Annotated in this window: 27 protein-coding genes; 23 read left to right on the top strand and 4 right to left on the bottom strand. The window is 40.0% G+C overall.

The features are described from left to right. The first annotated feature begins 7 nt into the window (after positions 1–7). The 12 genes from crcB (at position 8) to JI666_RS07550 (ending at position 8,942) form a co-directional block, all read left to right on the top strand. The gene (gene crcB / locus JI666_RS07605) at positions 8–391 is read left to right on the top strand and encodes a fluoride efflux transporter CrcB (RefSeq protein ID WP_206890314.1); all 384 of its coding nucleotides are present in this window, start codon (positions 8–10) and stop codon (positions 389–391) included. Further along, positions 379–717, top strand: coding sequence for a fluoride efflux transporter FluC (locus tag JI666_RS07600; RefSeq protein ID WP_206890312.1), 339 nt, complete (start codon positions 379–381; stop codon positions 715–717). The genes crcB and JI666_RS07600 overlap by 13 nt, the downstream gene beginning before the upstream one ends. A gap of 138 nt (positions 718–855) precedes the next feature. Further along, entirely contained in the window at positions 856–1,974 is a 1,119-nt protein-coding gene (gene ald, locus JI666_RS07595; RefSeq protein ID WP_206890310.1) for an alanine dehydrogenase, read from the top strand. 141 nt (positions 1,975–2,115) lie between these two features. Continuing rightward, positions 2,116–2,583 (top strand): DUF3939 domain-containing protein, encoded by a 468-nt coding sequence (locus tag JI666_RS07590; protein WP_206890309.1) that lies wholly within the window; start codon positions 2,116–2,118, stop codon positions 2,581–2,583. Between the two features lie 51 nt (positions 2,584–2,634). Beyond that, positions 2,635–3,144, top strand: a complete 510-nt coding sequence (locus JI666_RS07585; RefSeq protein ID WP_206890308.1) for a DUF4178 domain-containing protein — start codon at positions 2,635–2,637, stop codon at positions 3,142–3,144. Between the two features lie 14 nt (positions 3,145–3,158). Continuing rightward, on the top strand, positions 3,159–3,830 hold the full coding sequence (locus tag JI666_RS07580) for a PspA/IM30 family protein (RefSeq protein WP_206890307.1): 672 nt from the start codon (positions 3,159–3,161) through the stop codon (positions 3,828–3,830). Positions 3,831–3,857: 27 nt separating this feature from the next. Beyond that, positions 3,858–4,418, top strand: a complete 561-nt coding sequence (locus JI666_RS07575) for a DUF4247 domain-containing protein (RefSeq protein ID WP_206890306.1) — start codon at positions 3,858–3,860, stop codon at positions 4,416–4,418. 18 nt (positions 4,419–4,436) lie between these two features. Continuing rightward, positions 4,437–4,832 carry a DUF350 domain-containing protein gene (locus tag JI666_RS07570; RefSeq protein ID WP_206890305.1) on the top strand — a complete coding sequence of 132 codons (396 nt, stop codon included), beginning with the start codon at positions 4,437–4,439 and terminating at the stop codon, positions 4,830–4,832. Between the two features lie 28 nt (positions 4,833–4,860). Beyond that, entirely contained in the window at positions 4,861–6,405 is a 1,545-nt protein-coding gene (locus JI666_RS07565; protein WP_206890304.1) for a polyamine aminopropyltransferase, read from the top strand. 98 nt (positions 6,406–6,503) lie between these two features. After that, complete coding sequence (locus JI666_RS07560) at positions 6,504–7,184, top strand: metal-dependent hydrolase (protein ID WP_206890303.1); 681 nt, start codon at positions 6,504–6,506, stop codon at positions 7,182–7,184. A 103-nt stretch (positions 7,185–7,287) separates the two neighbouring features. Next, positions 7,288–7,524, top strand: a complete 237-nt coding sequence (locus JI666_RS07555) for a hypothetical protein (RefSeq protein WP_206890301.1) — start codon at positions 7,288–7,290, stop codon at positions 7,522–7,524. Positions 7,525–7,631: 107 nt separating this feature from the next. Continuing rightward, positions 7,632–8,942 carry a DRTGG domain-containing protein gene (locus JI666_RS07550; RefSeq protein ID WP_136948518.1) on the top strand — a complete coding sequence of 437 codons (1,311 nt, stop codon included), beginning with the start codon at positions 7,632–7,634 and terminating at the stop codon, positions 8,940–8,942. Positions 8,943–8,987: 45 nt separating this feature from the next. Here JI666_RS07550 and JI666_RS07545 read toward each other — a convergent pair whose 3' ends face one another. Continuing rightward, entirely contained in the window at positions 8,988–9,287 is a 300-nt protein-coding gene (locus tag JI666_RS07545) for a YtpI family protein (RefSeq protein WP_136948517.1), read from the bottom strand. Between the two features lie 108 nt (positions 9,288–9,395). Between JI666_RS07545 and JI666_RS07540 the strand changes: the two genes are divergently transcribed. Next, positions 9,396–10,331: a DHH family phosphoesterase gene (locus tag JI666_RS07540; protein ID WP_206890300.1), complete on the top strand. Its 936-nt coding sequence runs from the start codon at positions 9,396–9,398 to the stop codon at positions 10,329–10,331. Positions 10,332–10,391: 60 nt separating this feature from the next. On the opposite strand, the gene JI666_RS07535 is transcribed toward JI666_RS07540, so the two are convergent. The 3 genes from JI666_RS07535 to JI666_RS07525 all read right to left on the bottom strand — a co-directional run bounded on the left by JI666_RS07535 (position 10,392) and on the right by JI666_RS07525 (position 11,517). After that, a complete protein-coding gene (locus tag JI666_RS07535) occupies positions 10,392–10,583 on the bottom strand; it encodes a YtzJ family protein (RefSeq protein ID WP_048312354.1) in 192 nt (63 codons plus the stop codon). Between the two features lie 95 nt (positions 10,584–10,678). Further along, positions 10,679–11,212 (bottom strand): sporulation membrane protein YtrI, encoded by a 534-nt coding sequence (ytrI, locus tag JI666_RS07530; protein WP_206890299.1) that lies wholly within the window; start codon positions 11,210–11,212, stop codon positions 10,679–10,681. Then, positions 11,182–11,517 (bottom strand): YtrH family sporulation protein, encoded by a 336-nt coding sequence (locus tag JI666_RS07525; protein WP_136948513.1) that lies wholly within the window; start codon positions 11,515–11,517, stop codon positions 11,182–11,184. Before JI666_RS07525 ends, ytrI begins: the two co-directional genes overlap by 31 nt. Before the next feature lie 180 nt (positions 11,518–11,697). Between JI666_RS07525 and JI666_RS07520 the strand changes: the two genes are divergently transcribed. The 10 genes from JI666_RS07520 to JI666_RS07475 all read left to right on the top strand — a co-directional run bounded on the left by JI666_RS07520 (position 11,698) and on the right by JI666_RS07475 (position 23,901). After that, positions 11,698–15,063, top strand: a complete 3,366-nt coding sequence (locus JI666_RS07520) for a DNA polymerase III subunit alpha (RefSeq protein ID WP_206890298.1) — start codon at positions 11,698–11,700, stop codon at positions 15,061–15,063. 130 nt (positions 15,064–15,193) lie between these two features. Beyond that, positions 15,194–16,432, top strand: a complete 1,239-nt coding sequence (gene ystJ, locus JI666_RS07515; protein WP_414635133.1) for an NADP-dependent malic enzyme — start codon at positions 15,194–15,196, stop codon at positions 16,430–16,432. Positions 16,433–16,581: 149 nt separating this feature from the next. Beyond that, positions 16,582–17,229, top strand: a complete 648-nt coding sequence (locus JI666_RS07510; RefSeq protein ID WP_206890295.1) for a FadR/GntR family transcriptional regulator — start codon at positions 16,582–16,584, stop codon at positions 17,227–17,229. A gap of 36 nt (positions 17,230–17,265) precedes the next feature. After that, on the top strand, positions 17,266–18,123 hold the full coding sequence (accD, locus tag JI666_RS07505; protein ID WP_206890293.1) for an acetyl-CoA carboxylase, carboxyltransferase subunit beta: 858 nt from the start codon (positions 17,266–17,268) through the stop codon (positions 18,121–18,123). Further along, on the top strand, positions 18,123–19,100 hold the full coding sequence (accA, locus tag JI666_RS07500) for an acetyl-CoA carboxylase carboxyl transferase subunit alpha (RefSeq protein WP_206890291.1): 978 nt from the start codon (positions 18,123–18,125) through the stop codon (positions 19,098–19,100). Before accD ends, accA begins: the two co-directional genes overlap by 1 nt. Positions 19,101–19,215: 115 nt before the next feature. Next, the gene (gene pfkA / locus JI666_RS07495; RefSeq protein ID WP_206890288.1) at positions 19,216–20,175 is read left to right on the top strand and encodes a 6-phosphofructokinase; all 960 of its coding nucleotides are present in this window, start codon (positions 19,216–19,218) and stop codon (positions 20,173–20,175) included. A gap of 123 nt (positions 20,176–20,298) precedes the next feature. Next, a complete protein-coding gene (gene pyk, locus JI666_RS07490; protein WP_206890285.1) occupies positions 20,299–22,053 on the top strand; it encodes a pyruvate kinase in 1,755 nt (584 codons plus the stop codon). Between the two features lie 184 nt (positions 22,054–22,237). Continuing rightward, positions 22,238–22,630, top strand: coding sequence for an FxsA family protein (locus JI666_RS07485; RefSeq protein WP_206890282.1), 393 nt, complete (start codon positions 22,238–22,240; stop codon positions 22,628–22,630). A 171-nt stretch (positions 22,631–22,801) separates the two neighbouring features. Beyond that, a complete protein-coding gene (locus tag JI666_RS07480; protein WP_206890279.1) occupies positions 22,802–23,236 on the top strand; it encodes a MarR family winged helix-turn-helix transcriptional regulator in 435 nt (144 codons plus the stop codon). A gap of 29 nt (positions 23,237–23,265) precedes the next feature. Further along, positions 23,266–23,901, top strand: coding sequence for a nitroreductase family protein (locus JI666_RS07475; protein WP_206890276.1), 636 nt, complete (start codon positions 23,266–23,268; stop codon positions 23,899–23,901). Positions 23,902–23,906 lie beyond the last annotated feature (5 nt).

Here is a 23,906-nt window from a genome sequence, read left to right as displayed (position 1 = left end):
CATTCAATTGAAAAATAGTCTAGCAATCGTGTCTGGAGGCGCTTTTGGCGCAACGCTTCGAGCTATGATTGGAACAGCCATGAACGGAGTTCCTTTATCAACATTCCTAGTAAATGTAACGGGATCAATTCTTCTAGGTTTCTTCTACCAATATGTACAATCTGATAAGCGGATATCGGATTCCCTTAAGAAATTTATAGCAACAGGGGTCTTAGGCTCATTTACAACTTTCTCTACTTATTCACTTGACCTTTTCGGGTATTTAAGAGAAGGTCAGTTTTTCGTTGCGCTTCTCTATGGATTAGGAAGTGTCTTAATAGGAATAATAGGTGTTCTCCTAGGAATTGCAGCCGGACGAGAAATAAGGAGGCATCTTACATGGAATGGGTAATGATTGCGGTTGGAGGTGGGATAGGAGCATGGTTACGTTATATGGTTGCACTAGTTGTTGGCAAGTGGAATCATTCTCGTTTCCCATTTGCAACTTTCATAGTAAATTTGGCTGGTAGTTTTCTAATGGGAATGGCTTATGGTTCAGGCAATTTTGGACCTGCAGTCTCGACGGGTTTTCTTGGCGCGTTAACTACGTTCTCAACCTTCATGTATGAATCCGTTACAATTGCTACTGAAAGATTGTGGCTGTCGGTCATCTACATAATATTAAGTTTGGTAAGTGGGCTATGTATGGTAGTGGTGGGGTATATGATTGCTGTGTAAATGGGTAGTTATTGAAAGGGTTTTCAATTTAGGAGAACTTATGGTTTCGAAACCAGAGTTGAAGTGTTATGATGATAGAGGTTTTTGATAAAGCCCTTACAATGTAAAGATTTTGAAGGATATAGAGGAGGAATTCAATTGCGTATAGGAGTACCTGTAGAAATTAAGAACAATGAAAATCGTGTGGCTATGACTCCCGCTGGTGTCTTGAGTCTAACACGCTTTGGACATGAGGTTTATATCGAGAAAGGTGCTGGAGTTGGGTCTGGTTTTACAGATGAACAATATCTTGAAGCTGGCGCTCATCTTGTAGGCACAGCAGAAGAAGCTTGGTCCATGGAAATGGTAATGAAAGTGAAGGAGCCTCTTCCACAAGAGTACGGTTACTTCAGAGAAGGACTTATTCTATTTACATATCTTCATCTTGCAGCAGAATCTGAGCTTACACGCGCACTTGTAGAGAATAAAGTGATCGGTATTGCGTATGAAACAGTTCAGCTTCCAAATAGCTCGTTACCATTACTTACTCCAATGAGTGAAGTAGCGGGACGTATGTCCGCTCAAATTGGAGCGCAATTCCTTGAAAAGCCTAAAGGTGGACTTGGCATACTTCTAGGTGGTGTTCCTGGTGTTAAACGTGGCAAGGTAACTGTCATTGGTGGTGGCGTTGTTGGAACAAACGCAGCCAAAATTGCAATGGGCCTTGGTGCAGACGTTACTATTATGGATCTAAGTCCTGAACGCATGCGCCAGCTTGATGACATTTTTGGTACTGAAATCAACACGATGATGTCGAATCCTTTAAATATTGCAGAGGCTATAAAAGAATCTGATCTTGTTATTGGTGCAGTGCTTATTCCAGGAGCTAAAGCACCAAAGCTTGTAACGGAAGAAATGATCAAAGACATGAAGCCTGGTTCAGTAATTGTTGACGTTGCAATTGATCAGGGTGGAATTTTTGAAACAACAGATCGAATTACTACACACGATAATCCAACATATACGAAGCACGGGGTTGTCCATTATGCAGTAGCAAATATGCCTGGCGCCGTTCCGCGCACATCGACTATTGCTTTAACAAATGTAACAGTCCCTTATGCGGTTCAACTCGCTAACAAAGGGTATAAGAAAGCATGTCTTGAAAATGAGCCATTGTTGAAAGGAATTAACACAATGGATGGTTTTGTAACGTATGAGGCGGTTGCTGAGGCACATGAGCTTGAGTACAAAAGTGCTCGGACAATGCTTGCTGAATAAAAGCTGGAAATAAAGTAGCTAATTAGCTACTTTATTTTTTTTGCTATGATGTGAATTGGGTACTTAATTTTATAAAGGACGGACGAATAGAAAGGAATTTGGCACTCTTGCTCGAACAGAAGAAGAGGAGGTGCATGCACGATGGCGTTTTGGAATAAACAAAGGAAGCAAAAGAAGGAAACATCTCCACCGAAAGTAATCGATGTTTCCATTCAAGATATTAGAAAAGCGATCAGCTCGTTTGCTGAAGATAAAAGGGATGGCATATCACTTAAAATTCTTGTGCTAGAGGATAACCTGGTAGATCATTCTCTTCTTACTTCTTATTTAGGAGGAATTCCATCAGAGCATTTTTATATGTCAAAAGAGACTTTTGAACTTTTTGAGAGCAAAGACAAACACATTCCATTTTGGATTGATAAAATGCAAAGAGCGGTCGATACCTATATTAGAACGGAGGAGGAACTTCCAATTATTGAAGGCGATCCGTATCAAAAGATCAGTTTCTATAAGCTTGAAAAAAAGGCAATGCTACAGGAGAGACCTCCAATTGAATTCTATTTATCAGAGCAAGAACAAATGGTATCACATCGTAAGCCAGAAAAATAAGCGAAACTTTATTGAATGGCGTTCGTAAATAGAAGAGAGGAGGGTATGAAGGTGGGATTTCTATCGAGATTGTTTGGGAAGAAAGAAGAAGAAACTACAATTGAAGAAAGAACAGTAATGAATATCCAGGTAGGGGATATTATAACGTATGATCTTGAAGATTATCAGGTTGTAGGAACCTTGACTTATACGGTAAGAGGGTATAAATGGCAGGCCTATCAATTACAATCTGAAGGGTCATCTATCTGGCTTAGTGTTGAAATGGACGATGAGCTAGAGCTTGGCATTTACAAAACAGTTAAAGAAAAATTATCGAAACCAATACCAGAGGAATTATCAATAGATGGTGTTGTCTATTATCAGGATGAACATGGGCATGCTAATGTATCTGGTAAAGGACGAGGAAGTAATGTCAATGGCCAGGAAGTCGAATATTATGACTTCTCCAATGAAGAAGAATCAGAATTTCTATCAATTGAAATTTGGGGAACAGAGATAGAAGTAAGCAAAGGTTATGAAATTGAAGAGTATGAAATCAAAATTCTTGCTGGAAGCAAATGAGAGGATGAGTTTTAATGTTTAGTATGTTTAAGCGAGTTAAAACACTTATGTCGTCTGAGTTAAATGCTGCTCTTGATAAGGCGGAAGATCCAGTTAAAATGCTCGAACAATTTATGCGTGATATGGAAACGGATATTCGCGAAGCAGAGACAGCAGTTGCAAAACAAATTTCTAATGAAAAAATGTTAAAGAAAAAATGGGATGATGCAAGTGCGATGGTTACAAAGCGACAAGATCAAGCTGTAAAAGCCCTTGAAGCTGATAATGATGATCTTGCAAGAAGAGCGCTTCAAGATAAGAAAGATCATGAAACAAAGGCAGAGACGTTGAAGGAGTCTTATGAAAGAGCAAAGACAGATGCTGATTCTCTTCGCTCGAAGCTTGATGAGATGAAAGAGGAATACCGTCAGATGCAGTTGAAGAAGGATAGCTTGAAAGCACGAGCAGAATCGGCGAAAACCAAAACGAAAATTAACCGCGCCATGTCTGATATTGGTGGAGACGATTCAAGGCGTGGTTTTGATCGCATGGAAGAGAAGGTTCTTCAGTATGAGGCTGAGGCAGAAACGAGTGAAGATATGCGTTCAAGCAGTCGTTCTCTTGATGATGAGCTGGATTCGCTTGATAAGAAAGATGGAATTGATGACGAGCTAGCAGAGCTTAAGAAAAAAATGGGGAAAGAATAATACTTTCCCCTTTAATGGGGTGGAAGAATGAAATGGCTAACAGGATTGCTGACAGCATTCATTCTGCTCTTATCGGCATGCGGAATCACGAAGGATATTCAAGAAATCGTGGAGGACCGATATCAGCTTGAAGATGTAATAGAGAGCAGCGTTGATTCGGGAGATGTTTCGAAAGTTTATAGTGCTGATAACGATCTCGTATCCGTTGCTTCCTATCTTCAAGATCAAATAAAGCCGAATGAAGTCAGTGAAGTTAAAGAAGGAAAACAAATTCTTGTTTATGATGATTATATTGTTACATTGTCAGAAGGAGAGGACTCTAATACCTTGGTTGAGGTCGCAACAGTAGGTTTTGTCAGAGATAACTATCAACCGAGCTTCTTTGACGGTTTACTAGCTTATTACATACTAGACGAAATTCTTGATGTTGATGATTGGGGGAAAAAGCAAAAAAATCGTTGTAAAAGTAGTAGCGGGAATTGCTATGGAGGCTACAGTGCAACTGGAGGGGCTTATAAGGGTCCTACCAATACACCATCATTCCGAGGATCTAGTAGTCGTGGTGGCGGACCAGGAACAGGAAAATAACTAAAGGAGAGTTTAGATATGGGGCCATTTTTATTAACGTTTGTTTATTTTATTGCATCCATCGTAGTGGTAGCTGTTGGACTAGTTATATTTGAATTAATCACAACGAAATATAAAGATTGGGAACAAATTGAAAAAGGAAATACAGCGGTAGCCCTTTCAATTGGTGGTAAGATCGTTGGGATATGTTTGATTCTAGCCTTTTCGATCTATCATAGCTCAGATGTACTTGATACAGTGATTTGGGGGGCTTATGGAGTTGTCTTGCAACTGGTTGCTTACTACATTTTTGACTTTCTTACGAGACGATTCTCGGTTGAACAGAAACTCAATGAGGGAGTTGTGTCGGTAGGCATACTTTCAATGTGTGTATCGATTGGATTAGGGTTAGTAGTCGGAGCTTCTATTACATAGAAGAAATTCACAGCTGAAGGTGAAACACATGAGTAAGAAAATGAATAAAAGCAGTCAGCTGTACTGGGCTTCAGGAATTGTATCCATATGTGGAATTATTTTTGAAGTGTTGTTCGGTGCACTTGGCTCATACATACTTGGTGACGGAGTTAAGCAGTATACGTTAACCATTTCTCTATTTCTAACTGGGATGGGTATTGGCGCATCTTTAAGTGAAAGGGTCGTTAAAAGACTTATTTCAAGGTTTATTGCCATAGAACTTCTTATCGGTTTGATTGGTGGACTATCAAGTTTCACTGTTTTTGGAATTACAGCTGTTGCTGGTGAAGAAGCAACAGCTATTGTTTTGTACACTATTATTTTGGTGATCGGTGGTCTTACAGGACTTGAATTACCAATACTCATTCGAAAAGCAAATGAGATTGGTGTTGAAATGAATAAGAGCACAGCCCGTGTCCTGTTTTCTGATTATGCTGGTGGGCTTGTCGGTGGTTTGCTCTTCGCATTTTATCTACGACCAGAGTTTGGGCTAGTTAAATCTGCGTTTCTTGTGGCACTTGTTAACATTTTCGTTGCGTTTTGGATGATTTATTCTTTTCGAAAAGAAATTGTGCATCGTGTTAGCTATCTAGTAGTGGCGACTTTTATCTTAATATTAATGATCGCTGGAACGATTTTTGGCGAAGAAATTGCCTTCTCGTTTGAACAACGTTTATACAAGGATCCGATTATCTATTCAGAAGAAACCTCTTATCAGAAAATAATCCTCACGAAAGAGCAGGGTGACATTCGGCTCTTTTTAAATGGGCAGCTTCAGTTTAGTTCAAGTGATGAGCACAGGTATCACGAACCACTTATTCACATCCCTATGGCTGCTGCAACAAAAACAGAGGATATCTTAATTCTTGGCGGTGGTGACGGTTTGGCTGTAAGAGAACTCCTGAAATATGAGGAGGTAAGATCGATTACAGTGGTAGACCTTGATCCTAGAATGGTTGAGCTTGCTTCAGAAAATCATTTGTTAGCAGAATTAAATAGTCATGCTTTTGAGGATGAACGTGTCAGGGTAATCCATAAGGATGCTTTCCGATACATTGAAGAAGAAAATGATATTTTTGATGTAATTATTTCTGACCTTCCAGATCCAAATAACGAGTCATTAAATAAGCTATACACGTGGGAGTTCTATTCTATGTTGAGGAACCACCTCAGTTCAGAAGGGGCATTAATGGTTCAGGCGACAAGTCCTGTATTTGCCAGGGAAGCGTATTGGACAATTTCTAGAACAATTGAAGAAACCGGATTAATTACATCAAATTATCATGTTGATATTCCTAGTTTTGGGAACTGGGGCTTTGTAATGGGAACAAGGTATCCAATTGATCAGAACAAATTGGATGTTGCTGTTGAAACGGACTATTTATCATCGGATATGATCCCTTCCCTTACCTCTTTCGGTAAAGATGAAGATGAGCATATCATGAAGGATGGGGAAGAAGTTACCTTCGAACCTAACACCTTAATTCGTCCTCATTTGATTGAGAAGTATGAATCTGCCTGGTTGTATTATTAGTTTAGTTCATGAGTGAAAGGGAATTAATTAAATACAACCTTTCCATCAACTAAAGTTAAGATGGGAAGTAATCTCAAACCGTTAAAGGAGCGATTCAATTGAAGGTAACGTTTCATGGTCATTCTGTTGTCGAAGTTGTAACGGACAAGGCAAAAATTCTAATTGATCCATTTATTTCAGGAAACGGTCAGTGTGATTTAGACGCTGATACGATCAAATGTGATGTTATCTTACTCACACACGGACACAACGATCACGTAGGTGATACTGTTGAGATTGCTAAACGTAACGATGCACTAGTTGTAGCACCGTTCGAACTTGCTACATACTTAGAGTGGAAGGGCGTTAACGCACATCCTATGGCTATTGGTGGCGCACATGAATTTGAATTCGGTAAAGTGAAACTTACTCAAGCATTCCACGGATCTAGTTATACAGAAGAAGACACTAAGCAAATTATCTATACTGGGATGCCTGCAGGAATTCTTCTTAGTGCAGAAGGAAAGACGATTTATCATGCCGGTGATACTGGCCTCTTTTCTGATATGAAGCTTTTAGCTGATCAGCGTATTGACCTTGCATTTCTTCCAATTGGAGATAATTTCACAATGGGACCTGAAGATGCATCTATTGCAGCGAAATGGATCAAAGCAGATTTAACAGTTCCAGTGCATTACAATACGTTCCCTCTAATCGAGCAAAATCCAGATTCATTTGTAGATGGACTCGAAGACACAAAAGGTAAAACGCTAAGACCTGGTGAATCAATAGAATTATAAGTCTAACAAAACCGATGCCTTGCATCGGTTTTGTGTTTGAATAGCGTATTAAATAGCTTCACTTTAACATACCCTGTTATAAAGACGATGAGGGGGAATGTAAGTGAAACAGCGTTTTTTTCTATCAGTGCTATGTATTTTATTTCTAATGTACGATGCCATACCACGATTCCAAGTCGATTTTACACTAGAAGGTGCCTTTTTCAGTCTCTGGCTCGTCTTTGCCATTATGGCGCTCGGGGGTAATCTTGCAGGGTTATTCTTTGGTAAAGCCGAAGTGCGAAGCATGCCAGAAGAAGATTCGGTAACGGAATTGAGAAAAAAACAGTACAGCCGTTGAAGTTATAGGCATGAGTTATGTATAATGAAGTCAATTCAAACACCACTATAACAGAAGTAGTTTAGCTACTGATACAGATGTGCACGTAGAAAGTATGGTGAGAGACATTGACAACGAAACATGAACAAATTCTGGCATATATCGAAACGCTTGATGTAGGAAGTAAAATCTCTGTACGTCAAATTGCAAGAGAATTGAAAGTTAGTGAAGGAACGGCATACAGAGCGATTAAAGATGCAGAGAATAAGGGAACAGTAAGTACGATTGAACGTGTAGGTACAATCCGTATTACGAAAAAAGAAAAAGAAAATATCGAGAAATTAACTTATGCCGAAGTAGTGAACATCGTGGATGGACAAGTGCTTGGGGGAAGAGATGGATTACATAAAACCCTCCATAAATTTGTTATCGGTGCAATGAAACTTGAAGCAATGATGAGATATGTCGATCCAGGAAGCTTGCTTATCGTCGGGAATCGCGATAATGTTCACAAAATTGCCCTCGAGGCAGGAGCTGCAGTTCTAATTACAGGAGGATTTGATGCACAGGATGATGTGAAGAAAATGGCAGATGCGTATGATCTACCCATCATCTCAACATCATATGATTCCTTTACTGTAGCGACGATGATTAATCGTGCCATCTATGATCGATTAATTAAGAAGGAAATTGCGCTTGTTAGTGACATTTTAACACCACTTACAAAAACGAGTTTCCTCGTAACAACAGAGAATGTTGGACGCTGGCACGAACTGAATGAATCGACATTGCATAGTCGTTATCCTGTAGTTGATCCAAATATGAAGGTTCAAGGAATTGTAACCTCAAAGGATATTCTTGGAGAGCAGCACGAAACGATTATTACAAAGGTGATGACAAAGCATCCATTAACAGTAAATGAACAAACTTCTGTAGCATCTGCTGCACACACGATGATTTGGGAAGGGATTGAAATGCTTCCGGTCCTGGATCAATATCAGCGATTGATTGGTATCATTAGCAGACAAGATGTTCTAAAAGCGCTGCAAATGATCCAGCAGCAGCCTCAGATTGGCGAAACGTTTGATGACTTAATAACAAGTCAAATCAAAGATGTTTCAGTGGGGACTGAGAGTCGGTATAGTTGTGAAGTGACTCCGCAAATGACAAGCCTACTTGGTACATTATCTTATGGTGTAGTAACAACGCTTGTAACGGAAGCGGGGAGCAGGGTACTGAAGAAGTATAAAAAAGGTGACCTTGTTGTTGAGAATATCACCCTTTATTTTATTAAACCGGTTCAAATTGATCATACGATTGAAATTGTACCAAAAGTTCTTGAGGTTTCACGTAAATTCGGTAAGGTTGATGTTGAGATTTATCACGAAGGTTCAGTTGTTGGAAAAGCACTTATGATGGCACAGCTTATCGATCGATAAAAAAGAGAAACCGCCATGAGTCAATGGCGGTTTCCGTGCTTACTACTATTTCATATTATTCGCTTCTTCTATAGCAAAAGGAAGGTAGTGACGATATTTTTTATAGCCGACTACAACGTTTGCTACACCAAGTAAGATAAATGCAGCACTTACAATATAAGTGACTGTCGAGATATATACGGTGAAGGAATTAATTGCAAAGAAAATAAGAAATAGTCCAAGCGCAATACTTGCTTTCGAGCTAAGCCATTGCTTTGTCGCTACACCGTTGGTTCTAAATGATTTCACTCGATAAAATAAATAGAAAACAATTGAAAAGACAATTAAAATGATAAAGATAGGCATGGTAGCTTTCCTCCAGATAACAGGTTCATTTCTATTGTATAGAACTTGAAGGTGAAAATCTATGGCGGAAGTATAACAATTAGGAAGGCGACCGAAAGGAGAAATTTGATGAAAGAACAAATATTAGATGCTATTGAAAAATACGATACAATTATTATTCATCGACATGTTCGACCAGACCCGGATGCATTAGGTTCACAGGGCGGTCTTGCTGAACTCATTCAAACCACTTTTCCAGAGAAAAGCGTATTGACCGTTGGTGAAGAAGAACCATCGCTTATGTTTTTGAATCAAATGGATGAGGTTACAAATGAAAAATATGAAGATGCGCTTGTAATCGTATGTGACACAGCCAATCAACCACGAATAAGCGACGATCGCTATCGAAATGGGAAGCTGTTGATTAAGATTGATCATCACCCAAATGAGGACCCTTATGGTGACATTCTCTGGGTTGATACAACGTCAAGTTCAGTTAGTGAGATGATTGTGGATTTGTACGTTACTGCAAGAGAGCGAGGGTACAAGCTATCGGATAAAGGAGCATTTCTCCTTTACGCTGGGATTGTAGGAGATACAGGTCGCTTTATGTTTTCTAATACGACGCAGCGCACTTTTCAGTATGCTGGGGAGCTTTTGAAATTTGGAGTTGATACTGACTCTTTATACAATGAACTATATAAAACTGAAAAGCATATTGCTCGATTAAATGGTCATGTCTTACAGAACTTTGAATCTTCGAAGAACGGTGCAGGATGGATAAAGATAACGAAAGAAACGATCGCATCATTTGGTGTGACTGCAAGTGAGGCGTCTCAGCTCGTTAACTCATTCTCCAATGTAGCTGGTTTAAAAGCATGGGTATTTTTCATCGAAGAATCAGATCAAATACGCGTTCGACTTCGTTCTAAAGGTCCTGTTGTAAATGCTATTGCAGCGAACTACAACGGTGGTGGTCATCCGAGGGCTGCTGGTGCAACGGTTTACACTTGGGAAGAAGCCGATCGTGTATTAGCTGATCTTGAAGAAGCTTGTCTTTCATAATCTTTCAACTCATAACAAAAGACCGGCGATCTCCAAAGCGAGATTGTCGGTCTTTTCTAGTTAGGGTTGATCCTGAGTTTTGGGAATAAACCAGGAGCCAAAGCTTGTCACGTCCTCATGCACGTCGATGTTAAGTGACTGCAATTCTTTCTTAATTAGAGCTGTCATTTCACGGGTCTCGGCGTAAGCGGATCGCCCATTCTGCAAATCAGCTACTTTGGTTCTAGCGAGTTGCTTGCGATCAATAACCATCGTGCCACCTCCAACTTTTTCGGTACTCTTATCATATACTACATAGCCGAAAATTGCGACTTGTCTGACAAATGTTCACAAAAATGAAGTATTTGTTATTGGACAAGATGAATAGTGAGGACAACCTCTACTGTTGTCCAAAGAATAAATTCCTTCACTTCAAACCCGTATTTAATATTATCAACGGTGAGCGTCTTGTTCTCTAGTGATTTAATAACAAAGCTTCTCGTTCTAGCAACTGATCCAAGGTCCTTATTTAATAAATCATTCAATTCAGTTTGAACATCTTTTTTGAGTTCATGACGAGTTAGGGAATTTAAGGGAAGATCTTCATCCTTTTCGAATGTAACCTGTATGTTCTTAACGAGAAGGGTTTTTTCAATATCTTTGTTATCATAACTTTTCATATCATCCAATAACGTCTGGTTTTGAGTTTTAAGGTCATAGATCTCGATTTTCTGTTCTTTAATTGAGGTGATCTGTTTTTCGTACATAATTCCGAAGAGCATTAGAAAAAATAGCCAACCGAAGATAATTCCTACTGAAAACCCAGCCAGAAATCTTTGCCAGCCTTTTCTTGAATAAATGGGAGGAACTCTCATAGTGAGGAGCGTTCCTGCGTTAACCAATTAATTACTTCCATGCCTGCCTGTGCACCACCTAGGGCACAAAAAATCCATAGGAACTGGCGCATGATTTCATCTGGAGAACCACTTAAAAAGCTTCTTTCCATATTATTTATGGTATCAAAAGTTCCACCTATTGCAGCGGCGATTGCCCAGATTTTCAAACGCTGGGCTACAATAAAAATCCAATGTAGTGGCGGCTCACCAGAGAGAAATGCGCCGATGCCGCCAATAATAGAACCGCCGACGATAACACCGAACGCAACGAAAAAAGCAATAATTAGAGTTACGAGTGTTACTCTCTCCATTATGATTCCTTCTTTCTGATTGTTATACTTTAATTCAAACAGAACCTTTCGATTAGACAAGTTTTCCTATCTAGTAAAGCCTATGCGAAAAGGAGAGTCAGTTATGCTTGATAATGTTTGTTCGGGACGCTTCAAGTATTTATAATAGAAAGTAATAGCAAAGCGAAAGTGGGATTAGTTATGGAATATGTGCATCTTCGTGTCTACAGTGAATATAGTCTTCTCGACAGCCCTAGTCGAATTGAATCTCTAGTTAGGTCTGCGAAAGAGAAGGGGTATGAATCACTTGCTTTAACAGATAAAGGAACGATGTTTGGAACGATCCCTTTCTATAAAGCATGTAAAAAGCATGGGATAAAGCCGATTATTGGTCTGGATGTACGCGTAGGAACTGGCGATCTTGCTTTATATCAACAGGAGAGAAAATATGACAACCTTGTATTACTTGCTCAAAACAGTGAAGGATACGAGAATCTATTGAAAATAAGTACAAATATGCAGCATGCAGAAGGCCGAACGCCATACATAAAAGAAACAGAGTTATTGGAATTAACAAATGGGATAATTGCATTGTCGGGAACAGTGGATAGTAGAATTGGACAGCTTCTACTCAATGGAGAAGAAGCGATTGCACATCAAATTGCAACTAACTATCAAAATGCTTTCTCACAAGGATTCTATTTAGAGATGCAGGATCATTCCTTACGAGAAGAAAGACAGCTTAACCACTTAATCTCTAAATTCGCAGCTAAAGAGACTATCCCCCTTGCAGTGTCCAACGCCGTTCATTATATAAATAAATCAGATGGGGAGGCTCATGACTGCTTACGATGCATTGATGCAGGCCAGCGTTATGAGGAGAAAGACCAGGTTGCTCTTCCTAATCACGAATTTTATTTAACATCACAAGATGAAATGAAGAGTCGCTTTAAAGGATACGAAGTGGCGCTAGAAACCACTGTACATATCGCAGCGCAGTGTAAGTTGGATCTTGCATTTGGGGATACTCATTTGCCAGTTTACCCTGTTCCAATGGACTTAACTGCATTTGCCTATCTCGAAAAAATTTGTCGAGAGAATCTTTCACGCCGATATGAAATTCCTACTGCCCAAATCGTAAATCGATTGGAGTATGAACTCTCCATTATTAACGAAATGGGATTCAACGATTACTTTCTAATTGTTTGGGATTTTATGAAATATGCACACGACAATCAGATGATTACTGGTCCTGGGAGAGGGTCTGCTGCTGGTTCACTTGTCGCCTACCTACTGAACATTACGAACGTGGATCCGATTGAGCATAACCTTCTATTCGAGCGATTTTTAAACCCTGAACGTGTGACGATGCCTGATATTGATATTGATTTTCCAGACGTAAGACGTGATGAAGTTATCGATTACGTGCATAAGAAGTATGGTCACAATCGAGTGGCGCAAATTGTAACATTCGGAACACTTGCGGCGAAGGCGGCAATCCGGGATGTAGGGCGAGTATTAGAAGTAGATAATAAAGTTCTTGATACAATGTCTAAAGCAATTCCTTCAAGACCTGGGATGACACTACAGCAGGCATTAGAGGAGTCAAAAAATCTAGCGAACCTTCTATCCTCATCCGAGGAGGCCAAACGAGTTTTTGACATTGCTAGCACAATTGAAGGTTTGCCACGTCATACATCTACTCATGCAGCAGGTGTTGTAATTTCAGCAGAACCGCTGACGCAACATGTCCCATTACTCGGAGGACATTCGATAAGCTTGACGCAATTTCCGATGAACGATCTTGAAGAAATCGGCTTACTTAAAATGGATTTTCTTGGACTGAGAAATTTAACTTTAATTGAAGGCATTTTAAATGATATCGAAGAGCAAAGTGGGAAGCGGCCAACCCTCTCGGATATACCGATGGATGATGAAGTAACATTCCAAATTCTTCAGCAGGGTGATACTACAGGTGTTTTTCAACTAGAATCAGACGGCATGCGCCAGGTGCTACGCAGACTAAAGCCAACTGAATTTGAAGACATCGTAGCAGTCAATGCACTCTATCGTCCTGGTCCAATGGAGAATATCCCATTATTTATTTCTGGAAAGCATGGAGAGAGAGCTGTAGAATACCTTCACCCTGACCTTGAGCCGATTCTGAGATCAACATACGGTGTTATTGTATATCAAGAACAAATTATGCAAATTGCTTCGAAACTAGCGGGCTTTTCACTTGGAGAAGCAGATCTTTTAAGGCGCGCAGTTTCAAAGAAAAAGAGAGAGGTACTTGAATCAGAAAGGGAGCACTTCGTAAATGGCAGCATAGCAAAAGGGTATCCAAGGGAAACAGCTCTAAAAGTGTATGAGTATATCGTACGTTTTGCGGATTATGGATTTAACAGAAGTCATGCTGTTGCTTATAGTGTGATTGCTTATCAACTTGCGTATTTAAAAGCCAACTATTCACGCTACTTCTTCTCTAGTCTTTTAACTTCAGCGATTGGGAATCAAGACAAACTGGCGGTCTACTTAACTGAGTCAAGGCAGAAAGGAATTACTATCCTACCACCATCTATAAATCGAAGCTTCGAGACTTTTGCTGTTGAAGAAGATGGTCTACGTTTTGGATTGCTACCTATTAAAAACGTTGGCAGAAATGCTATTGAAGAAGTCGTTGCCAAACGGAGTGAATCTTCCTACAAAAGTTTATTTGATTTATGTGCAAGAATTTCATTGAAAATCGTCAACAAGCGAGCATTAGAATCTATGATTTTCGCCGGTTGTATGGATGAATTTAACGTAAGTCGCTCCTCAATGCTTGCATCGCTTGAAAGTGCAATGAACTATGGTGCTGAGCAGAATGAACAAGCTGGATTTTTTCTTGACCGGGAAGTTGAACCTGGATATGAAAGTGTTCCTCCCTTTGAAGAAAAGGAGATGCTTGCCTTTGAGCAAGAAGCCATTGGATTTTATTTAACAGCACACCCGATCGATCCTTATTTAGAAAACCTTAAAGGGTATCAACGAAACTTAATTGTAGATGCGTTAAAGACTCCAGATCGTGAACCATTAAGAATTGCAGCACAGGTACTGAAGGCTAGAAGTATTCGTACGAAAAACGGGCAAATGATGGCGTTCGTCACGTTTGGAGATGAAACAGAAGAAATTGAAGGTGTAGTGTTTCCAGATGTTTGGGAGAAAACGTCCAGTATTCTACTAAAAGGCGAGTTCGTTTACGTTGATGGTACGTCTCAAAAAAGAAATGATCAAACGAATATTATCGTTTTAAGGGCTATGAAATTAGAAGATATTTCACCGAAAGTAACGAAACAAACGCTATTTCTTAAAATAGAGCCAGAGCACCAAGAAAAAGGTATTCTGAACCATGTTAAACAACTGCTGAAGGAAACACCTGGTGATACGCCAGTCGTAATATATTACAGCGATTCTGAAAAAACAGTAAAGCTAGGCAAAGAGTGGCTTGTAGACGCTGATTATTCGTGCATATCCAAGTTGAAAGAGTTACTTGGTGAGGGGAATGTTGTAAAAAAGACGTCATGAAAATCTTTACAGCAAATGGTGGTTTGTTATAATGGTGAAAATAGAGTGGTCTGACCACTGCCCAAATGTGCTAGGGAAATTACCATAATCTAATAATGCTTCTGGAAAAAGGAGAGTGGGTTTATTGTCCATTACGAGAGAAGAAGCTCTACATATTCATCGCGTGAGACAGGGAAAGCTTGAATCAAAATCTAAGGTGCCAGTTCGAAATGCAACAGATTTATCCCTTGCTTATTCACCAGGAGTAGCAGAGCCGTGTAAAGAAATTTATGATGATAAGAACAAAGTATACGAATATACAATGAAAGGGAACATGGTGGCTGTCGTATCCGACGGTACAGCTGTTCTAGGACTTGGAAATATTGGCCCAGAGGCAGCACTCCCAGTAATGGAAGGAAAAGCAGTTCTTTTTAAAAGCTTTGCAGGTGTAGATGCATTTCCAATCTGCTTGAATACAACTGATGTTGATCAAATTGTTCAAACTGTTAAGTTGATGGAGCCTACTTTTGGTGGGATCAACCTTGAAGATATTGCTGCGCCAAATTGCTTTGTCATTGAGGAACGCCTTAAAAAAGAAACCAATATACCAATCTTCCACGATGATCAACATGGAACGGCAATTGTAACCGTTGCAGGTCTTGTTAATGCTCTTAAATTATCTGATAAAAAAATGAGCGAAATAAAGGTTGTTATTAACGGGGCAGGAGCTGCAGGTATTGCTATTATTAAACTATTGAATCGTTTTGGTGTGAAAGATATTATCATGTGCGATTCAAAGGGTGCTATTTATGAAGGTCGTTCTTACGGAATGAATGACGTAAAAGCTGAAGTTGCAAAGTATACAAACCGAGATAAAGCAGAGGGGTCATTAAAAGAAGTGATCGCTGACATGGATGTGTTTATTGGTGTTTCTGTTGAAGGAGCACTAACGAAGGAAATGGTCCAATCAATGAATGTGGAACCAATCATTTTCGCCATGGCAAATCCGAATCCTGAAATAATGCCTGATGATGCACGAGAAGCAGGTGCTAGAGTTATTGGAACAGGACGTTCCGACTTCCCGAACCAAATTAATAATGTTCTTGCATTCCCAGGTATATTCAGAGGTGCGCTAGATGTTCGTGCGACACATATTAATGAAGATATGAAAGTGGCTGCTGTACATGCTATCGCAGGATTAGTAGCAGAAGAAGACCTTAATGCGGATTATGTAATCCCTGCTCCATTTGATCCACGTGTAGCGCCTGCTGTTGCAGCGAGCGTAGCGAAGGCAGCAATGGAAACCGGAGTAGCACGTATAAACGTTGACCCTGAAGCTGTTAAAGAAAAAACGCGTTCTCTTGCTATCATTGAAGAAGATAACGAGTAAGTGGGGAAGAGTTTGACTTTCTCACTTTTTTCTTGCGGTTCAACCAACGCTAGCCCTGATCTAGAGCCAGCTAATAATCGAATAAAGGCTCTGTTAGGAATTAAGAAGGCAAATGATTGGTCAGGGTTAGGGAAGGGTGTTGATTTTCTATGACAACCCAAAGAAAAGTTTATCAGGATATCCTTCAGAAGATTAAAGCGATTATATACAATGATGGTTTGCAGACAGGTGATAAGCTCCCTTCAGAAAGGGAGCTTTCTGAGCGCTTAAATGCTGGAAGATCGTCTGTCAGGGAAGCATTGAGATCAATGGAAATGCTTGGCCTTATTGAGACAAGACGAGGTGAAGGAACATTTATAGCGAATGCAAAAGATCATCGATTAGTTGAAGTAATCGCTTCTTTTATTCTTAAAGACACAAAGTCTAGAGAGGATTTACTAGAAACTAGAAAACTAATCGAAAAAGATATTCTAAGAGTGGCGTGTGAACGGATATCCGATGAATATCTTTTGCGTTTAAGAACTATGATGGAACATAAGGACAACTCTTCAGAGGGAGATATTTTCTCTACTGAGTTTGATACAGCTTTCTTTCGAATCATTGTTTCATCAACAGGAAACTATTTGTTAATGAGATTATGGGGCGAGCTTGCAGACTATCACCAGACAATCTGGCATCATTTAACGTTTCGTCCCTCTGTATATTATGAAGAACTCATTGAAGCACTTTCTATGAAAGACCAGGAGAAAGCAATTCTGCTACTGGATCAATATGAAATGAAGAGAATGGAAGAATAAACAACTTGATTTATAAGGTGAAAGGGATGGTCAACATTGTTAAAGGATCTATTCAACAAGAAGAAAAAATATGCGACGGTTCCCTCAGATAAAATAAAACAGGATGTTCCTGAAGGTATTATGACGAAATGTCCTGGCTGTAAAAGTATTATTTATACAAAGGAACTGGAGAAATCACATAAAGTATGTGTGAGGTGTGGGTATCATCACCAAATGTCCGCTCCTGAACGGCTAAAGAATACGCTTGATGAGGGATCGTTCAAGGAATTGGATGCTGATATGATATCTGAGAATCCACTTTCTTTTCCTGACTACGTCGAACGTCTTGAGAAAGATCAAAAGAAATCTTCCCTTAATGAAGCTGTTGTTACAGGTGAAGGAACGATCGACGGCCAGCGAACGGCAATCGCTGTGATGGATGCTCGCTTTCGGATGGGTAGTATGGGGTCAGTAGTTGGAGAGAAAATCACAAGAGCTATTGAACATGCGGATAAGGAAAAGATTCCTTTCATTATCTTTACTGCATCCGGAGGTGCTCGCATGCAGGAAGGTGTCTTAAGCCTAATGCAAATGGCAAAATCAAGTGTTGCCCTGAAACGATTTAGCGACCATGGAGGACTGTTCATTTCAATTATGACACATCCTACAACTGGGGGAGTTTCTGCTAGTTTTGCTTCAGTTGGTGATTTTAATTTTGCAGAGCCAAAAGCCTTAATTGGTTTTGCTGGTAGACGTATAATTGAGCAAACAATTCGAGAAGATCTCCCAGAGGATTTTCAAACGGCAGAATTTCTATTGCATCACGGACAACTTGATCGCGTCATTCACCGTGCTGATATGAGGAAGACGCTTAGTAAAGTATTAATGATTCACGGAAACAGGGGTGAGAGATAATGGCACAGCGCCTTGATTTTGAAAGACCACTTCAAGAGCTTGAAGACAAAATTACAGAACTGAATGCCTTTATGGAAGAGAAGAACGTTGATTTGACTGATGAGGTTTCGCGTTTACAGAAAAGACTTTCCAAAATGGAAGAAGAAATATATGAGAATCTCACGGCATGGAACCGTGTACAACTTGCTCGTCATCCAGAACGTCCGACTACCTATGACTATATTGACCGTGTTTTTCAAGACTTTCTTGAGCTCCACGGCGATCGTCTCTTCGGTGACGATGAAGCGATAGTTGGAGGTATTGCAACGTTTGAAGGAAAGCCTGTGACTGTGATTGGTCATCAGAGAGGTAAAGATACGAAGGAAAATTTACGAAGGAATTTTGGTATGCCTCACCCAGAAGGTTATCGTAAGGCACTGCGCCTTATGAAACAGGCGGAGAAATTCAATCGTCCAGTCGTATTCTTGTTAGATACGAAAGGAGCATTCCCCGGGAAAGCAGCAGAGGAAAGAGGACAAAGTGAAGCGATTGCACGCAATTTGATAGAAATGGCTGGATTAACTGTACCGATTATTTGCATCGTTATAGGAGAAGGTGCAAGTGGAGGGGCTCTAGCTATCGGTGTAGGGAATCACGTTCATATGCTTGAGAATTCTTGGTACTCTGTTATATCTCCAGAAGGAGCAGCAGCACTTTTATGGAAAGATTCAGGACTTGCACAGCAGGCTGCAGATACGATGAAAATTACAGCACCTGATTTGAAAGAGCTTAATGTAATCGATGAGATCATCCCTGAAGTAAAAGGCGGCGCGCACAGAAACATTGAAGAGCAAGCCACGTCGATCCACCAAGCACTTTCCAAATCCCTTGAAGAATTGACACAACTTACCAAAGAAGAACTTGTTGAGCATCGCTATGAAAAATACAGAAATATTGGACAATATACGTTTGTAACCGATACCATTGGCTTAAAATAAGGAAAGTGCTTTCTCAATAAAGAGAAAGCACTTTTTTACGAGCTAGCTTAGCTATTGTATTCAACGGTTGTATTTGATATTTTAGTAACACAAAGAATTAATGAGGTGAACAGGTATGAAACGTATTGGTGTTTTAACCAGCGGAGGAGACTCACCGGGAATGAACGCGGCCATCCGTGCTGTTGTTCGTAAGGCGATCTACCATGATATTGAAGTATACGGCATCTATCACGGGTACACCGGGTTGATGAATGGAAATATAAAGAAAATGGAAATCGGCTCTGTAGCTGATATTATTCACCGTGGCGGGACAATGCTTTATTCGGCCCGTTGTCCTGAATTTAAGACACTTGAAGGACAATTAAAAGGTGTAGAGAATCTGAAGAAATTCGGAATCGAAGGACTAGTAGTTATTGGAGGAGACGGTTCATACCGTGGAGCTCAGAAGCTAACTGGTCACGGCTTTCCAACTATCGGAATTCCTGGTACGATCGACAACGACATTCCAGGAACTGATTTTACTATTGGCTTTGATACAGCTCTAAACACTGTTATTCAAGCTATTGATAAAATTCGTGATACAGCGACCTCTCATGAGCGTACATATGTGATTGAAGTTATGGGTCGCGATGCAGGTGACATTGCTCTATGGTCGGGACTCGCTGACGGTGCAGAATCGATTCTAATCCCTGAAGAGAAGTTCGAAATGGCTGATATATTGAGCCGATTGAAGCGAGGACATGATCGTGGTAAACGCCACAGCATCATAGTAGTTGCTGAAGGTGTTGGAAGCGGAGTTGAAATTGGTAAACAAATTCAAGAAGAAATGAATATGGAGACCCGTGTAACTGTGCTTGGTCACGTACAACGTGGTGGTTCTCCGACAGCTGCTGACCGAGTGCTTGCAAGCCGCCTTGGTGCGAGAGCTGTGGAACTGCTTCTTGAAGGAGCAGAAGGTAGAACGGTTGGCATTCAGAACAATGAGATTGTTGATCTTGATATAAACGAAGCGCTTGCACTGCCACATGAAGTGAATCAAAAAATGTGTCAACTTGCGAAAGAATTATCTATTTAACATCTAGATGGTTGGTTCACCCCTTCATATAAGGGGTGTATCGTAATGTCTAAAATATAGTGCATAACAGTCAAGTATTGATGAAAACTAAGCGAAGAATAGCTTTTAGGAGGAGACAGGCCCATGCGTAAAACGAAAATTGTCTGTACGATAGGACCAGCAAGTGAGGACGAACAAACATTAGAAAAATTAATTCAAGCAGGTATGAACGTTGCTCGTCTTAATTTCTCACACGGTGATTTTGAAGAACACGGCGCACGTATTAAAACGATTCGCACTGTAGCTGAAAAGCTAGGTAAGAACGTTGCGATTCTTCTAGATACAAAAGGACCGGAAATCCGTACGAATAACATGGAAAATGGTGGAATTGATCTTGTAGCTGGTCAACAGCTAATTGTTTCTATGGAAGAAGTGCTTGGAACAACTGAAAAGATCTCTGTTACGTATCCAGACCTTGTTAACGATGTTCATGTAGGATCTAAGATTCTACTAGACGATGGTTTGATTGAGCTTGAAGTTAAGCAAGTAGAAAAGAATGAACTTTATACAGAAGTACTTAATAACGGTACTCTAAAAAACAAAAAAGGTGTTAACGTACCAAACGTGAGCGTTAATCTTCCTGGTATTACTGATAAAGATGCAGCTGATATTGAATTTGGGATTGAACAGGGTGTTGATTTCATTGCAGCATCTTTCGTTCGTCGCGTTTCAGATGTTCTTGATATTCGTAAGCTTTTAGAAAAGCATAAAGCAACTGACATCCAGATTGTTCCTAAGATCGAAAACCGTGAAGGTGTAGATAATATTGATTCAATCCTTGAAATTTCTGACGGATTGATGGTAGCTCGTGGAGACCTTGGTGTTGAGATTCCAGCTGAAGAAGTACCGCTTGTACAGAAGCAGCTTATTAAAAAATGTAATGCACTAGGTAAACCTGTTATCACAGCAACACAAATGCTTGATTCTATGCAGCGTAACCCACGCCCGACACGTGCAGAGGCGAGTGATGTGGCAAACGCTATTCTTGATGGCACAGATGCAATTATGCTTTCAGGTGAAACAGCAGCAGGTTCTTATCCTGTTGAAGCAGTTCAAACGATGCATAACATTGCTTCTTACACTGAAAAATCGCTTAACTTCCGTGAGCTTCTTTCTGTAAGAAGTAAGGAGACTGAAACAAACACAACAAACGCAATCAGTGAATCTGTAGCTCATACAGCTTACAACTTGAATGTACCAGCAATCATTACGGCTACTGAGAGCGGTCATACAGCTCGTATGATCTCTAAATACCGCCCGAAGGCACCGATTGTTGCTGTTACAAATACTGCTAGTGTATGCCGCAAGCTTGCTCTTGTGTGGGGTGTACATGCTCAAGAAGGTCACAAAGTGAAAACGACAGATGAGATGCTTGAAGTAGCAGTTGATGCTTCTATTCAATCTGGTATCGTAAACCACGGGGACACTGTTGTGATTACAGCAGGAGTACCGGTTGGAGAATCAGGTACAACAAACTTGATGAAAGTACATGTGATTGGTGACATTCTTGCAAAAGCACAGGGAATCGGTAGAACATCGACTTCTGGAAGAATTGCTATCGCAAGAACAGCTGAAGAAGCGATTGAAAAAGCAGACGCAGATACTATTCTTGTGACAATCGGTTCTGACAAAGATATGGTTCCTGCGCTAGAGAAAGCAGCTGGACTTATCACAGAAGAAGGCGGTCTTACTTGCCATGCAGCTGTTGTCGGTCTAAGCCTTGGTCTACCAGTTGTAGTTGGCCTTGAAAATGCAACTACTCTCTTTGAAGAAGGTCAGCAAGTTACACTGGATGCTTCAACAGGTATTATTTATAACGGCAAAACGAGTATTTTATAAAATAGAACTGCTTAAAAGGCTGTCGATTAATCGACAGTCTTTTGTATTAAAGAAATTCATAGGATAACCAACTAATATGTCTTATAATTGCCACTTAAAGCGTGATGGTTCGAAAAGGAGTATAAATCGCGTATAATAGATGTAACGGGAAGATGTCCCGATTATGATTGAGGGAGCTTTCATCATGTTTCGTATTTTATTACTATTTATTATTATAGTGCCAGCTTTAGAGATAGCACTTTTGCTGTTATCTGGGAGAACGCTGGGTCTTATTCCAACGGTTCTACTCATTATCAGCACCGGAGTACTTGGTGCTTGGCTTGCTCGAAGAGAAGGATCAGAAGCTATTCAGAAAGTGAATAGACAAATGCAAACGGGCCAGATGCCTGGTGATGCCATTCTTGATGGGTTATGTATCCTTATCGGTGGTGTTGTGTTACTAACTCCCGGCTTTATTACAGATGCAGTAGGCTTCTTGCTTCTCATTCCAGCTACTAGAAAACCATTTAAACGCTGGATGTTGACATTCATTGAACGCAAAATGAAGAATGGGCAGTTTATGTTTATAAAAAGATAGGGATTTTTACTATAGAAATAGTGGTTGATTTCCGCTCCATTCAGCTTTTAGTAGACCTGAATGTAGTTAATCATAGCTTCAAGTCGTATTAGTTGATCGTGTTTCAAATCTGTATTATATTAATTGACGAGTCAACTATTGACCCGTCAATTGATTTGAGGAGGAAAGTTTTTGTCGAATCTATTTTCAGATGAAGGTAAGATATTATATCAGTTGAATGAGATATTTAAGCAGATTAGTCCTAAATTCGAAAGATGCACTGGTATCAGCCAGTCTCGCTTAGATCTTCTTCATAAGCTGTTTGAAGTGGACGAAACTAGCCAGTCGGCGTTGCAGAAGGAAGTGAATATTGACTCTGCCGCTGTAACAAGACACATAAAGCAACTTGAGGGAAAAGGCATGGTGACTCGTAGGAAAAACCCGAATGATAATCGATTCACCTTTGTAAGCTTAACGGATGAAGGTCGTGAAAGGATTGTTTCATTTCGAAAAGAAAAAGAGCAGTTTATCACAAAAGTATTAAGAGACTTTAGTGAAGAAGAACAAACTTCACTATCAAATATGCTTTCTCGTATTCAAAAGAATGTAAAAGACATTCAATACTAACTAGAATTTTTCAGAAGGAGATTTTAAGAATGAATGCAACAAAAATTAATGATTTTAATGAAATTATCACTGGTCGCCGTTCAATCCGCCACTATGATCCATCAGTGAAAATTAGCAAAGATGAAATGACGGAAATATTAACAGAAGCTACTCTTGCTCCATCTTCAGTTAATCTTCAACCATGGCGTTTTGTGGTTATTGATAGTGACGAAGGGAAAGCTACATTAGCACCACTTGCTAAATTTAATCAGACTCAGGTCGAAACTTCTTCAGCAATGATTGCTGTTTTTGTTGACATGAATAGCTTGGACTACGCAGATGAGATCTACGATTCTGCTGTAGAAAAAGGGTACATGCCTGCAGAAGTAAGAGATCGACAGCTTCCTGCTATTAAAGGTTTATTAGAAACCATGTCACCAGACCAATTCAAAGAAATGAATGTAATTGATGGTGGTTTGGTTTCGATGCAATTAATGCTTGCAGCACGTGCACATGGTTATGATACAAATCCGATCGGTGGTTATGAAAAAGATCAAATTGCTGAAGCTTATGGTATGGACAAAGACCGCTATTATCCAGTTATGTTGATTTCGATTGGTAAAGCTGCAAATGAGGGTTATCAATCCGTTCGCTTACCAATTGAGTCTATTACAGAATGGAAATAAAACAA

The organism is Bacillus sp. NTK071 (assembly GCF_017303315.1).
Lineage (GTDB): Bacteria > Bacillota > Bacilli > Bacillales > Guptibacillaceae > Guptibacillus.
This window is presented reverse-complemented; position numbering and strand designations above follow the sequence as displayed.